The organism is Bradyrhizobium sp. 40 (genome assembly GCF_023100925.1).
Classification (GTDB): domain Bacteria; phylum Pseudomonadota; class Alphaproteobacteria; order Rhizobiales; family Xanthobacteraceae; genus Bradyrhizobium.
The window spans coordinates 1,783,985-1,797,708 of record NZ_CP064688.1; the positions used below are offsets into that span (position 1 = coordinate 1,783,985).

Sequence of the window (13,724 nt, forward strand, 5' to 3'; positions counted from 1 at the left end):
TTTCATCTACGTTGTCCGAATGCGAAAGTTACCGCCCTTGACGGAGTTGCGCGCCTTTGAGGCCGCGGCACGTCATCTGAGCTTCAAGCATGCAGCAGGTGAACTTGGCGTCACACCGACAGCCATCAGTCATCAAATCAAGCTTCTGGAGCAGCATTGTGGTCGCCCGCTATTCCGTCGCCGGCCGCGCCCGCTGGCGCTGACCTCGGCAGGCAGACAGCTGTTTCCGGTCGTTCGTGACGGATTCGGAAGATTTGCCGAGACACTTTCCAACATCAAGAGCAGCCACGCGGGCCGGCATCTGCGCATCACGGCGACAAACGCCTTTGCCGCCCGCTGGCTATTGCCACGGCTGCAGTCTTGGCGGGCGGCGCATCCACGGCTCAAGCTTGACATTGTCGGCACCGACGCCGTGCTCAATCTCGAGTCGGACGAAACCGATGTTGCGATCCGCTACGCTCTCGGGCCACCGGCCGATGGAAATGTTGTCGAGTTGATGCGCGACACCTTCTACGTGGTAGCAAGCCCAAAGCTCGTGGACACGCGAGCGACGAAGATGCGGCTGGTCGATCTGGCGCGACTTCCGCTCATCGAGGCTGCATGGCCGCCGGGCGATACACACGCGCCGACGTGGCAACGCTGGCAGCGGGCGGCACTCCCCTTGTCCAAACGCAAACTTGCTTCGCTTGTGAGTTTGCGGTTTCAAGAGGAACTTCACGCCATCGAGGCCGCGATCGCTGGTCAAGGTGTGGCGATCTGCAGCGATGTCCTGGTCGCCCCCGAATTGGCGAGCGGCGTGCTCGTTCCGGTATCGCCGGTCACTCTGAGTGGCTATGGATTCTACATCGTCCATCGCGCGGGTGCCGGGAATGGTCCTACGATAAGGAAGTTCATCACTTGGGCCCGGGCCGAGGTCTAATTCGGCGCTACGTACACGGCAATCACCGCTTGTAGGCCCGGTGCCGCCTTTGGTTACTGAGGCCACAATGTCTGCCTTCAGGAATAGCCGACCCCAGCGCGAGTCGGTGCGGAAGTCAGCCTGTGACCCGAAGCCGACTTCAATCACGCGCGGCCTGCTCTACAGTCAGCAGTTACGTCTTGCGACTTCTGCGACCGGTAAAGTTTGAGACAGTACGACACGATACAGTATGAGAGGATAAGGTATCGCGCTCTGTGCGGTCCGGTTGCTCGTATTTCTCCATGGCGCACTCGGCGCTCGCTTCGAAATCTCGCAATTTTCGCTTTCCGAATCGAGCCGACCTCTCCGTGGCCGAAAGTCCGATATAGCCCACGCCATTTTCGGCGGAGCGTGTGCAGGTCGCCGAACTGCGCAGGCTTGCATAAATAACGGCAAACCACCTTTTTAGGTAGTGTTCGGACGCAGCGAGTCCCGATATTCGGCAGGGTGCTAGTTTCTCCTACTGGGGTCAAAAATGAAAACAAAGCTTGTTGCTGCGGCCATTCTTTTCGCTTCGACAGCCATCGCCTCGGCTGCCGATCTTGCCACGAAAGCGCCTTACGCCCCGTAGCGGTCTGGAGTTGGACGGGCTTTTACATCGGAGGACATGTTGGCGCCGGTTGGGGCACCACTGAGAGCTCGATTGCCGCTATCACTCCCGCTGCGGTAGCACTTGTGACGGGCCTTCCATTGGGTCAAAACAGCAGAAGCGGCGTTCTCGGTGGTGGCCAGATTGGCTACAACTGGCAGTCCGGCTGGGCCGTATTCGGTGTCCAAGGCGATATCGCGGGACTCGATGTGAAGGGCACGCATCCTTGTCTCGGCCTCGCCATATGCAGCTCAGAGAGTAACTGGTTAGCGACCGTTTCCGGAAGATTTGGTGGTGTCGTTGCCGATCGGACGTTGGTGTACGTCAAGGGCGGCGCTGCTTGGTTGCAGAGCGACCACCGTCTCGCCGTCCCGGCTGGTTTCGGCCCATTCCCTCCGACAAGCGGCAGCACGACAGCCGTTGGATGGGTTGGCTTCGGTGCTGAATACGCCTTCTCGCAGAACTGGAGCGCGTTCATCGAATACGACTACATGGATTTCGGCAAGAAGACCGGCGTGGCGTCGACGACGGGCACCATAGATGTGAAGGAAAAGCTCTCGGTCGCGAAAGTTGGCGTCAACTACAAGTTCTGAACTTGTGTCATCATCCTCTGGCCGGGGCTTTTGCGTTCGAGCGATCGCTCAAGCATAGTCCCCGGTTGGCGCCTGATGAGCCGATTAAAAACCGGAGATCCGCATTCGGCGAGATAATTTTTGATCCTATGCGGCCGTGCCCATCTCGGGAGTCTCTGCTGTGTCCGGTTATGGCCCGAAGCCGCCTTGAAGAAAGGGGCAGAGCATGTCCGCTCTGCCCAGCTAGTTCAGACGTCGACTTGCTCTGCTGTTGCAAGCGCATCGTCGACTTCAATTCCTAGGTATCAGACGGTGCTCTCGATTTTGGTGTGCCCCAGAAGCAGCTGCACCGCTCGCAAGTTGCCCGTGCGCCGATAGATAAGGGTCGCTTTTGTTCGACGGAGCGAATGCGTTCCGAACAGGTGAGGATCCAACCCTATACCGGCCAGCCAGCCCGATAATAAACGCGCATATTGCCGCGTGGTCAGGCTGCACCCGGGGCCTCTACAGCCGGTGAACAGACGATCGCCAGGCTTCTTGCCGGTTGCCCTCAGGTAGTCATCGATCGCTTGACGGGTAGACTCTGTAAGTTCGAACTTGACCGGCCGTCCAGTTTTCTTCTGGCGGACGCTTGCTCTATCGGCCGCATACCCGCTTGATGCCACGTCATCGACTTTCAGGCCCACCACGTCGCACCCACGAAGCTTGTTGTCGATTGCGATGTTGAACAACGCCAGATCACGGATTCGTCCCTCAACCTGGAGCTTCGTCCGGATAGACCAAACGTGCTTCGGCCGAAGTGGCGGCTTAGCGCCAACGACCTTACCCTTGTTCCACGGGACGCGCTTTTGAACGTTCTCTGCGGATTTTGAGACATCGGTCATGATGACCTCCTCAGTTGATGAGGCTGGTCAGTTTCGAACTCTCTTACGTCGGCTTTCGGACCATAGGAGGCGTACTTAGGTCCAATTCGATGACTAGAGGTCGCAATTGACCCAGAACGGACTTCGCCCAGGTCTGGTCGATGTCGCCGGCGCGTCCAGTGTAGTGGCTACCCCATGGGCCCGAAACTGATCCATCGCGGCGCGCAGCGTGGACCGCTTTGATTAACCATCGACGTTGCAATACCGGGAATTTTGGCCTTAGGCTTGCGGGTGTCAGTGGAGTTGCGCGCATGGGCGGGGACACAGGTAACTTTTTCTTGTCGGGGGGCGGCGAGATAGGCGCTCTGATAAGAGCGTTTGACTGGTCAAAAACGTCGATCGGCTCCCCGGAAGCGTGGCCGCAAAGTCTTCGGGTCACGGTGCGCCTCGTTCTTACCTCACGCCACCCGATGTTTATTTGGTGGGGACCGGACCTAATCCAGTTCTATAACGATGCCTATCGCGAAACGATGGGTCCGGAGCGGCATCCGAGCGCTTTGGGAGCGCGCGGCCGTGAATGTTGGGATGAAATATGGGACATCATTGGTCCCCAGATTGAATACGTCATGGCAGGTAAGGGGGCGACTTGGCACGAGGATCAATTGGTGCCTGTAACCCGACACGGTCGGCGCGAGGATGTCTGGTGGACGTATAGCTTCGGTCCAATTGACCTTGAAGATAAAGTCGGTGGCGTACTCGTTGTCTGCAAAGACGTCACCTCCGAGCACATGGCAAGGGAAGCCTTGAAGCTTATCAACGACGAGCTAAAGCATCGCTTCAAGAACACCTTTGCTGTGCTTGGTGCAGTTGCCAGCCAAACATTTCGTGACGTATCGAGCCAGGCCGATCTTGAAAAGTATAAGGCACGACTTGCCGCGTTCGGACGAGCACACGCCTTGCTTACTGCGGCGAATTGGGCTGCTGCCCCACTTCGAGATGTCGTCAACACTGCCCTGAGCCCTTACAGAACAGGCGAAGGCCGGATTACGATTTCCGGTCCTCCGTTTGTTCTCAGATCACGACAGGCTCTCGCCCTTTCCTTAGCGGTCCACGAGCTCGCTACGAATGCAGTGAAGTATGGCGCTTTGAACGTGCCAAGCGGCCGCGTGTCCATCGTGTGGTCAACCGAAGATCAGGCGGGTGATCAAAAATTTGTCTTCGTCTGGCAAGAATTCGGCGGTCCATCTGTGTCAGAGCCCGCCGATAAAGGCTTCGGTTCGCAACTCGTTTCGGGGGCGCTGGAATACGACTTCAGAGGGTCGGTTGCGCTGTCCTACGGATCGACCGGACTCACTTGCCGCCTCACGGCTCCGCTCGAAAGTCTGGAAATTCCACCACAATAGTGGGTGCTTTTTACCCGAGCCATGTTGAGTGACCCGACGACGAGGAGCCGCTCACGGGCCCACCGTCATGCCGGCTCCTGGCCCTTTCGGACAAGCTAGGTCGGTTCCATTATGTCCGCTGTTCGAGGTCGACCGGAAGTGACAGGGTAGAAGTCTGCATCGACGCGAATGACCCAAAACGGACATTAGCCCTTGGCAACGGGATTTATTCGGCTGCTGCCAAACCGCCTACGCGCAGCTCTCCGACGGCTTGGCGGATGACGATAGCAGCACCCTGAATAGCAAGCACAGCCATGATGGCGGCCACGATCACGTCGGGCCATCCTGTGCCGGTCCCGAACACGCCAGCGGCTGCCAATAAGACCGCGAGGTTCCCAAGCACATCGTTACGGGTGCAAATCCATGCAGATCGCATGTTGGCGTCACCATGACGGTACGCCCAAAGAAGACCAAATGAAGCGGCGTTGGCAGCCAAGGCCGCAACTCCAACGGTGCCCATAGCAAATGCGCTTGGGAGCGTTCCGTGGAGCGAATGCCAAACGACTGTTGCGATGACCCATGCACCGAAGGCGGCCATTGTAGCGCCCTTCGCAAGAGCAGCAGCAGCGCGATAGCGGAGTGCCATGCCAATTACGAGCAGGCTTATGGCATAGTTTGCAGCGTCACCTAAGAAGTCGAGCGCGTCTGCTTGTAACGACGCCGATCCAGCAGCGAGGCCCGCGACGACCTCAACCGCAAACATTGCGGCATTGATCGCGAGCACAGCCCAGAGCACCCGGCGGTAAGCGGCATCCCGCTTTTTGGTTCCGCCCAAGTTGAAGGGCGGCGGAGGACAACAGCAATCGTTCATGGGCGGAAGATAAGATGAATTGAGGCCAATCGCTAGTCGAGTTCGGTCGCCTTTTAGCCCATCGCTACCGTTGGAGCGGTGCCGCGACATGTCGGCTCAGAGGGGTAGACCGGAAGTTTTCAGCCTGGCGCCAATCGCCGCTTGTGACCCTAAACGGACTCAGGGCAGTTGGTATTCTGCTCGATTCCAAAGTGATACGATTTCCGACTATCGACGGACCATGCTGGAGCTTCTTTGATGTCTTACCTACTGCCGAAGTGGCCGATCCCTGCTGATGTAAAATGGATCGAGGTCAATGGATATCCCATGGCCTATCAAGATCGTGGAGCTGGCCCGCCGCTTGTCCTGGTCCATGGATCGTTTTGTGATTATCGAATTTGGCCGGATCAGATCGAACCGTTTTCCAAACAACATCGAGTTCTGAACGTAAGCCTCAGGCACTATTTCCCTGAACTGTGGGACGGCGTGGGAAACGATTTCTCATTCGCCCAGCACGCCGACGATGTGGGCGCCTTCGTAGAAAAGCTGAATCTTGGTCCGGTCCACTTGTTGGGCGTTTCTCGCGGCGGTGCAGTTGCTATCGAAGTGGCGAAAAAATATTCTGACCTCATCCGAACCCTCATTCTGGCGGATGCAGGTGTCAGGCTTGAGCTTCCTGAAACGGAAGCGAATTTGAAGGCGACGGCCTTCCGATCAAACTTGTTTGCTGAGTTGCGGAAAGATGTAGCCAATGGAGATGTTGAGGGCGGCACGGCCCGCTTCATGCATCGCTTGGTCGGTCCGGACTTTTGGCAGAGTTTGTCAGCGGGACGGCAGAAAGAGTTTCTTCAGAATATTCGGACCGCGATCGTCGATGATCCACTTCCTCTCACCACAGACGAAGATTTGCGGAATTTCAATTTCCCCGTCCTTATGATAAATGGCGAGAAATCGCCGCCACTGTATGGTGTTTTGATCTCCGAGATGCAAAATCGGGGCAATTTCGATCCGCCGGTCATTATTCCTAACGCGGGTCACGCAATGACCGCTGAGAACCCAAAGGCTTTCAATCAAGCTGTTTTGAAGTTTACTTCGGAGCATTGAAAACAGCCTTTTCCGGTACACCTTTCATTTCCGTTTTTCGGTCCAATGACCCTGCTCGCCCGCGCCGACGAGGTGATGGAATAGAAATTGCTGCGGTGCACGAGTCCGTTCCTGGCCCGTTCCGGACCAGCTGCGCCGGCACCACCATGTCCGCTGTTCACTGCACACAAGTTCTACGAGAAGCATGGTTTTCGGCTTGTCTCAGAGACAGATGGCGCACGCAACGAAGAGAAAGAACCCGATGTTCTGTACTCGTGGACGTGACCATCTCCAACCAGGAATGACCGCTTGTGGCCCTTCGGCGAATTGGCAGCGTCGCTCCACGAGGTCCGCTTATTGAGGCATTGCGGACAAGATTTGCGGGGCTGAGTTCTTCGCATTTTGACCCTCAACGGACGTCGGCCCGGCATCCGCTCGGTTCAGAAAAGGTTTTAGGTTGCTAAATTGTTCTTATCCTCAACCTGGTACTGGCCTGTTTCCATCCGCAGTGGCCTAGTTTGATTTTCGCGGCGGCGTGATCTGCGAACTAAACATATGAAATAGCAACTTAGTTTGCGCCGGAGCATTTTCGGCGGATGCCCGATTCCGTACTCACCCGCGCCGAACTTGCTATCGACGAAGCCCGCCAGCTCAGGGCGCAGAGGGAAGTCCTCGCGCGTGTTTCCGAGGAAGTCCGCAGGGCTTGTCGGCTAGCCATCCTCGAAAGCGCCACCATGCGCGTGGAACTCAGAGCTTATCGGAACGACAAAGAGTAAGCCCGTCCCAGTTGTCGGAGTCAGTTTTCCACTTCCGTGGTTTTGTGAGTGGCCTACTTCCGTTCTGAGCACTAGAGTTCCCCCCGCAATGCACGGTGGGGGCTATGGCGGGATACCGCGTTTACCGAGTTGACGACTCCGGCCACATCCAAAGTATGCCGGACATTATCGAGTGCGACGATGACGACGCCGCTGTGGTTGAGGCGCAACGCTTTGTGGATGGCTGCGGCGTTGAGCTATGGGACGGCGCTCGTAAGGTGGCCTCTTTCCCCCCGAACAAGAAGCATGGCCATCCGTAAGTTTCTCAATGGACAGAGACTAAGGCACCTCAGTGGGCGCCGGCCGCCAGTGTTTTAGGATGCCACCCATGGCTGACAAAGAACCAGTCCGGGGGGCCCGCCGCCCACAATAAGTGCGAGGATGATTTGCGCCAGATGGTCAAGACGACATCGAGGAACAGTCTTCGCTTTTTGACCCAGAGCAGAAGTAGTAGATGGATGTCCCTCTCTTCTTAGAAGGGAGCGCCACAGGGAAGGTCGCTACGCTCGATCCAAATCGACAAGATATGCCAGGACCAAGTCTTCGGTCTGAGCTTGGATAGCTGCGTCTCGATAGATGACAATCTCGGCTTCGTCAGCTCTGCGAACTGTCAACTTGGCCGTCGAGGAGCAAAGCGGGAGGCCGTTCGATGTAATCGCGGTCAAGTCGTCACGAACCCAGTCCTCTTTGCACAACTCGCAGGCTTCCCGGAAATTCTTCGCCTCGAACGCGAACGTAGCTTTGCCGTCAACTTCCATCGCGAATACCGAGCCCGAGAAAACAGTCATTCACACTCACCTTCATCAGCATCGGACGACCGACCGCGCCACGAGCGTTTTGCTTCGCTTCACATGTGCTCACGAACTGGCCGCATCTGGCGAGGCGTCCAGCTCGACTAATCGGCCTCTTTTGGCCCGCTAGCAACTTCTGCTCGTACAGACCGTCCAGCGGTAAAAGCTCTCGACGACGGACCCAAAGAGGAAGTTGACGTGGCGCAGCCGCGGTTCGCAGCGTTCTCGGTCGGTATTTGACCACGAGTGTCCTAAGTTAGATCCGGCAGTGTCCTAGTGTGCTATTTTGAACATAGTCTCCCCCCGTGGTTCTGGCCAGCCATGAGCGACTTTCGAAAGCTTCAAAGGATTTGCGCAGAGCGAGCTGCCCTTAGCGGCACTCTGGAGGCCCGGAGAGTTCTCCGCGAGATGGCTGACGGACCCGAAGCGGCCATCCAAAACCCTCCCTAGCCGAGAACAACGTGCTATAGCCTTGCCTTTAAGGGGCCGTGTCTAGGGGTGCTAATGACGCAGAAAGCCAATCTAGAAATTGCGCTCACGCCTGGGGAGATCGAAGCGGCCCTTCGCGAAAGCGAACAGAGGTTGCGCTGGCTGGCTTCCATAATCGAGTCTAGTGATGATGCGATTATTAGCAAAAATCTCGATGGCATCATTACAAGCTGGAATAGCGGTGCCGAGCGCGTCTTCGGCTACTCTCTCAGCGAGGCCATTGGTCAGCCGATTACGCTTGTGATCCCTCAGGATCGGCAAAGCGAAGAACGTGAGATTTTGACTCGCGTCCGACGTGGTGAGCGCATCGACCATTTTGAGACCGTTCGACAACGCAAGAACGGCAGCTTGATCGTCGTGTGGCTGACCGTTTCTCCTGTTAAGGATGCAAACGGCAAAATCGTCGGCGCATCAAAGATTGCGAGAGATACTACCGAGCAGAAGAAAAATCAGGAGCTGATCGCGACCTTGGCCCGGGAGGCCGAACACCGCAGCAAGAACTTGCTCGCGAACGCGATGGCAACGGTCAATCTATCTCAGTCGAGCTCGCCTGAAGGCCTCAAAGAGGTAATCGGTGGACGCATCCAGGCACTCGCAAATGTTTGCTCGCTTTTCGTGGAAACGCGTTGGATTGGTGCGGAAATTTCGGCGATTGCGATACAGGAACTAGCTCCCTATTCCGATGGGAAGCGAACGTTCACAGATGGTCCACAAACTCTATTAGCGCCAGACGCCGCCCAGGCAGTTGCGGTAGCGTTGCATGAGCTAGCGACGAATGCCGCGAAATACGGCGCCTTGTCCACGCCTGAAGGCCACGTCCGCTTGGAATGGTCACACGGCGCTACCGGTACAATCCGGCTACTCTGGATGGAAACCGGTGGTCCAGTTGCGCTGGAACCAACGCGAACGGGGTTCGGTACCCGTATCGTCGAACAAATGATTACCCAGCAAAAGGGAAAAGTTCGCTTTGATTGGCGCAAAGACGGGCTCGTCTGCGAAATTACGCTGCCGGTTTGAGGGATGTCTGCAGTTGGCCCGTTACCGACCTCCGCCAACACAGCCGCTATGTCTGCCTTCAGGCAATAAGCCGACCCCAGCTCAAGTCGGGCGGAAGTCAGCCTGTGACCTCAAGAGGACATTGAGGTTTGCGCAAGTCGCGGTTCGTCACCCCGGCTGCCGAGTTGTTCGGATGCGATGCCCGGTATTTCCCGACCCGCGGACCTGATTCAGCCGTGCAAAAATCGTTGCGTTGGATGGAACAGTGAGTAAATTAATGTGCATCACAGTAGCGCCCATGAGTGCTGGCATGGCGGAGTATCGCCTCTATCGCTTTGATAAAGAAGGGCACATTCAGGGCCCCCCCCGTGATCGTCGAGTGCGAAGACGATGACGCTGCCGTGACGGCGTCGCAATACAGGTGTGGGACCGCGCCCGTCGAGTAGCCATACTGCCCTCCGTAGATTGAGGCCACCTCAGTTTGCGGGCCGCTTTTTCTGAATTAGGGGGTGACTTTGCCGCCCTCCGCGGAACCAAATCGCGCGCCATGCGTTTTGGTGGGTTCGGCGGGCCTCAGGGGCGTCCGCCCATGTTCATTTCAATAGGCGAGGCCCGCCTCGGGCCGTCGCTCCTCTCGCCCCCGAGAGCCGAGCGCCTCATGTCAAACGTCGAAGAATTCCCGTTTTCCGCGCGCCAAAGGCCCACGGAGTTCGAGGCGCTGGTCGCGGCCGGCCACGCCGCGCTCGATGCCATTCCCGGCGCTGTCTATCTTTGTGACGCGGACGGATTACTCGTCGCCTACAACACCGAGGCCGTGGAATCTTGGGGGCGAACACCTGACCCTGCCAAGAAGGAGCGCTTCTGCGGTTCGCATCAGCTCTACCTGGTCGATGGAACTCCGCTTGCCCATGCCGACTGTCCGATGGCCGCGGCGGTTCGTCTGGGAACGCCTACGCGCAATGCCGAAGTCATAATGGCACGGCCGGATGGCTCCCGCTTTTCGGCCCTGGTCAACATCCGGGCGTTGCGCGATCATTCTGGCGGCATCCAAGGTGCCATCAATTGCTTCCAGGACATCACCGGACGCAAGCAGGTGGAGGAGGAAGTCCGCCGGAAGACGCAGGATCTGGAGGACTTTTTCGACAACAGCGCTGTTGGTCTTCATATCGTCAGCGGAGAGGGGATTATCCTTCGCGCCAACAAAGCTGAAATGGATCTGCTAGGTTACGAGCCCGAGGAGTACATCGGCCGCCACGTTGCTGAGTTTCATGCCGACGCGCCGGTGATCGGCCATATCCTTCAGCGCCTTTCATGCGGCGAGCCGCTCGATCGTTATCCCGCGCGGCTGCGGGCGCGTGACGGCTCCATCAAGCATGTGCTGATTACGTCGAACAGCCGCATTGTCGAGGGCAAGTTCGTCAACACGCGCTGCTTCACCACAGATGTCACTGAACTCCGTATTGCCGAAGAGGCACGGAACGCTAGTGAAGCCAGGCTCGCAGCAACTTATGAGGCCGCCATCGTCGGCATCGCTGAGACCGATCAGAGCGGGCGCTTCTTGCGGGTGAATGATTCCCTCTGCCGCATCACGGGACGCTCGCGCGACGAATTGCTCGGAATGACCTTCTTCGACTACACCGATCCCGACGACCAGGCGGAGGATGCCGAACTGTACGTCCGGCAGGTCCGCGGCGACATCGAGAACTACACCACCCGCAAGCGGGCATTGCGGCCCGATGGATCCGTGCGTTATCTCGATATATTCAGCTCGTCGGTGCGGGATTCGGCAGGCCGCTTCCTTTATGGCGTGCGCGTTGCCCAGGATGTCACCACCACCAAGCAGCTGGAGGACCGCCTGCGCGAGGGCGAGCAGCGGATGCGCGATCTCCTTGAGGCGTTGCCGGCGGCCATCTACACGACGGACGCCGAGGGCCGCATCAACTTCTTCAATCGAGCCGCGGTCGAGATGGCGGGCAGAACGCCGCAGCCGGGCGACGAGTGGTGTGTGACCTGGAAGCTCTATTGGCCAGATGGCACGCCGTTGCCACACAACGAATGCCCGATGGCCATCGCGCTGCGCGAGAACCGTGAGGTCCGCGGTGGCGAAGCCGTGGCCGAACGCCCCGACGGCAGACGCGTACCATTTATTCCTTATCCGACGCCCCTGCGAGACGCCGCGGGCAATCTGGTTGGCGCCATTAACATGCTGGTCGATATCAGCGAGCGCAAGCGCGCCGAGAACGCCCAAAAGGTGCTTATCGACGAGCTCAACCATCGTGTGAAGAACACTCTGGCCACCGTGCAGTCGCTTGCGAACCAGACGGCTCGCCACGCGGGCGACCTGAAGGAATTTCTGCCGACGTTCACTGGACGGTTGCTTGCACTGGCCCGCGCGCACGACCTGCTCACCAAGCGAAACTGGCAGGACGCACCTTTCGAACAGCTGGTCCACGACGTCGTCGCTCCGGTGTCAGGTGGACGGGTGGTGACAGACGGGCCTCACGTCGATCTGGACGCGCGCAGCGCACTGAGCATCACCATGGTGCTGAACGAGCTTCTGACCAACGCCGCGAAGTACGGCGCACTCTCGGTGCCCGATGGGACTGTGTCCTTCACCTGGCGGCTTGGCCCCAACAAACTGTCGCAAAGCGCGGTGGAATGCGAGTGGCGCGAACGCGGCGGCCCCCCGGTTTCGCCACCCAAGCGGCGTGGCTTCGGCACGCGACTGATGGAGCGGTGCATAGAGCATGACCTCGCGGGCGAGTTCGATCTGGCGTTCGAGCCGGAGGGCACCCGCTGCCGCATGGTGTTCCCCCTAGTGCTTGCAGCGTCCAATGGTTGAGCTGTCTGGCGCCAGGGTTCTCCTGGTCGAAGACGAGGGCTTGGTGGCCCTCATGATTGAAGACATGCTCGAAGAATTGGGATTGAAGGTGGTCGCCTCGGCCGCCCACGTGCCAAAGGCGTGCGAACTTGCCGCCAGGGCGTCGTTCGATCTGGCGCTGCTTGACGTGAACCTGGCAGGTGAACGTGTCTTCCCGGTAGCGCGCATCTTGCGCGACCGGAAAATCCCTTTCCTGTTCAGCACCGGTTATGGCGGACCGCCGCTTGAGGAGGAGTTCAGGCATGCGCCGGCAATCGGCAAGCCGTTTTCCATCGATCAATTAAAGGAGCAACTGCAGACTATTCTGGCGCTCCCGTAGAAGCGCGGCTATGTGCGCCGTCTTGGCCAGAGCAGAAATCAGCGCCTCAGAACGGACCTGCGGCCTTTGACCCGGAATAGACGTCGCCAAGCCGGTGAACTGCGTGCTTGTTGCGATGCATCAATGGGACCGCCCACGGCGAGTTCATCAGATGTTCTTTCTTCAGGTTGAAGGCCGGGTAAAAATCGCCGTGTGCCATTCGTCTTTGTCGGCTAGGGTGGACGGACTGCGGCCAGATCTCCAGATCTAATGAATATTCCAATGGTTTAGAAGCCGTTTCAGCTCGCCGATTTCGAAGCAGCGCCCGTCGGAAGCGCGTTCAAATAGGAGTAGTTGCAGAAATAGAAATCAACTCCTGGCTCGAGAGCAAAGTCAGAGAACGGGTTCAATATCGACGGGGTCGGCGGCTGCTTGGCACGACTACCGGCTCGTTGTAGAAAGACCTAAGGTTTTCCCTTGGAGATCATCACGATGCCTGACCTCCGCGAAGGTGTGCCGCTCAGCCGGTCAGTCAAACTGGCCGGTTCCGAACTCACCTGTTCATGCCACGCTTGCGCGTTCTTCAACTCGGCCGATGAAGAGCAGGCGGTGCTGGCACCGTTCGCCAAGGACGGTTTGGCGGCGAATGACCGGCTGGTCCAGATTCTCGACGACAGCCATCGAGAGGAACGGGTTCGACGTTTGAGGACGGAGGGCATAGACGTCGATGCCGCTACTGCCCGTGGGCAGTTAGAGATGCGCCCGTGGGAGGAGGCCTACCTAAGTGGCGGGAAAGGCTTCGACCAAGATGCCATGCTGGCCCTTATTCAGGAGTTGCTCAAGGAAGGCCGCAGCAGCGGCTTTGGTATGACCCGGCTCTGGGCCAACATGGAATGGGCGCTGGAGGACCTTCCGGGTGTCGATCAGATCGTCGAATACGAGACCAGACTCAACCATGTCTTGCCGAAGTACGATGACGTAGTGGTATGCACCTATGACCTCAACAAGTTCAGTGCCGCAACGGTCATGGACATTTTGCGGACCCACCCGCAGGTGATTGTCGGCGGCGCGCTTCAGCAAAATCCATTTTTCGTTCCACCGGACCAGTTCCTGGCTGAGTTGCACGGTCGCAGAAACCAGGTCTGAGGTCACTCCTG

The 13,724-nt window shown here is 58.0% G+C and carries 11 protein-coding genes and 1 pseudogene; 9 read left to right on the top strand and 3 right to left on the bottom strand.

What is annotated here, in order from left to right:
• Nucleotides 1–37 precede the first annotated feature (37 nt).
• Together IVB40_RS08515 and IVB40_RS08520 are read left to right on the top strand one after the other, a co-directional pair.
• A complete protein-coding gene (locus IVB40_RS08515; RefSeq protein WP_247435785.1) occupies nucleotides 38–919 on the top strand; it encodes a LysR substrate-binding domain-containing protein in 882 nt (293 codons plus the stop codon).
• A 486-nt stretch (nucleotides 920–1,405) separates the two neighbouring features.
• The gene (locus IVB40_RS08520; protein ID WP_247435783.1) at nucleotides 1,406–2,140 is read left to right on the top strand and encodes an outer membrane protein; all 735 of its coding nucleotides are present in this window, start codon (nucleotides 1,406–1,408) and stop codon (nucleotides 2,138–2,140) included.
• A 284-nt stretch (nucleotides 2,141–2,424) separates the two neighbouring features.
• Here IVB40_RS08520 and IVB40_RS08525 read toward each other — a convergent pair whose 3' ends face one another.
• Entirely contained in the window at nucleotides 2,425–3,003 is a 579-nt protein-coding gene (locus IVB40_RS08525; protein WP_247435780.1) for a tyrosine-type recombinase/integrase, read from the bottom strand.
• Between the two features lie 290 nt (nucleotides 3,004–3,293).
• On the opposite strand from IVB40_RS08525, the gene IVB40_RS08530 reads away from it, so the two are divergent.
• On the top strand, nucleotides 3,294–4,385 hold the full coding sequence (locus IVB40_RS08530) for a PAS domain-containing sensor histidine kinase (protein WP_247435776.1): 1,092 nt from the start codon (nucleotides 3,294–3,296) through the stop codon (nucleotides 4,383–4,385).
• A 205-nt stretch (nucleotides 4,386–4,590) separates the two neighbouring features.
• Here IVB40_RS08530 and IVB40_RS08535 read toward each other — a convergent pair whose 3' ends face one another.
• Nucleotides 4,591–5,235 carry a cation transporter gene (locus IVB40_RS08535; RefSeq protein ID WP_247435808.1) on the bottom strand — a complete coding sequence of 215 codons (645 nt, stop codon included), beginning with the start codon at nucleotides 5,233–5,235 and terminating at the stop codon, nucleotides 4,591–4,593.
• Nucleotides 5,236–5,472: 237 nt separating this feature from the next.
• On the opposite strand from IVB40_RS08535, the gene IVB40_RS08540 reads away from it, so the two are divergent.
• Complete coding sequence (locus tag IVB40_RS08540) at nucleotides 5,473–6,318, top strand: alpha/beta hydrolase (protein WP_247435773.1); 846 nt, start codon at nucleotides 5,473–5,475, stop codon at nucleotides 6,316–6,318.
• Between the two features lie 162 nt (nucleotides 6,319–6,480).
• Nucleotides 6,481–6,582 (top strand): annotated as a pseudogene (locus IVB40_RS08545) (GNAT family N-acetyltransferase); the annotation flags it as partial.
• A gap of 1,030 nt (nucleotides 6,583–7,612) precedes the next feature.
• On the opposite strand, the gene IVB40_RS08550 reads toward IVB40_RS08545, so the two are convergent.
• On the bottom strand, nucleotides 7,613–7,900 hold the full coding sequence (locus IVB40_RS08550; RefSeq protein ID WP_247435872.1) for a hypothetical protein: 288 nt from the start codon (nucleotides 7,898–7,900) through the stop codon (nucleotides 7,613–7,615).
• Between the two features lie 507 nt (nucleotides 7,901–8,407).
• Here IVB40_RS08550 and IVB40_RS08555 point away from each other — a divergent pair.
• The 4 genes from IVB40_RS08555 to IVB40_RS08570 all read left to right on the top strand — a co-directional run bounded on the left by IVB40_RS08555 (nucleotide 8,408) and on the right by IVB40_RS08570 (nucleotide 13,713).
• The gene (locus tag IVB40_RS08555; protein WP_247818565.1) at nucleotides 8,408–9,409 is read left to right on the top strand and encodes a PAS domain S-box protein; all 1,002 of its coding nucleotides are present in this window, start codon (nucleotides 8,408–8,410) and stop codon (nucleotides 9,407–9,409) included.
• A gap of 637 nt (nucleotides 9,410–10,046) precedes the next feature.
• Nucleotides 10,047–12,230, top strand: coding sequence for a PAS domain S-box protein (locus tag IVB40_RS08560; RefSeq protein WP_247818603.1), 2,184 nt, complete (start codon nucleotides 10,047–10,049; stop codon nucleotides 12,228–12,230).
• A complete protein-coding gene (locus IVB40_RS08565) occupies nucleotides 12,223–12,588 on the top strand; it encodes a response regulator (protein WP_247438661.1) in 366 nt (121 codons plus the stop codon). Before IVB40_RS08560 ends, IVB40_RS08565 begins: the two co-directional genes overlap by 8 nt.
• A gap of 471 nt (nucleotides 12,589–13,059) precedes the next feature.
• A complete protein-coding gene (locus IVB40_RS08570) occupies nucleotides 13,060–13,713 on the top strand; it encodes an MEDS domain-containing protein (protein WP_247356820.1) in 654 nt (217 codons plus the stop codon).
• Nucleotides 13,714–13,724 lie beyond the last annotated feature (11 nt).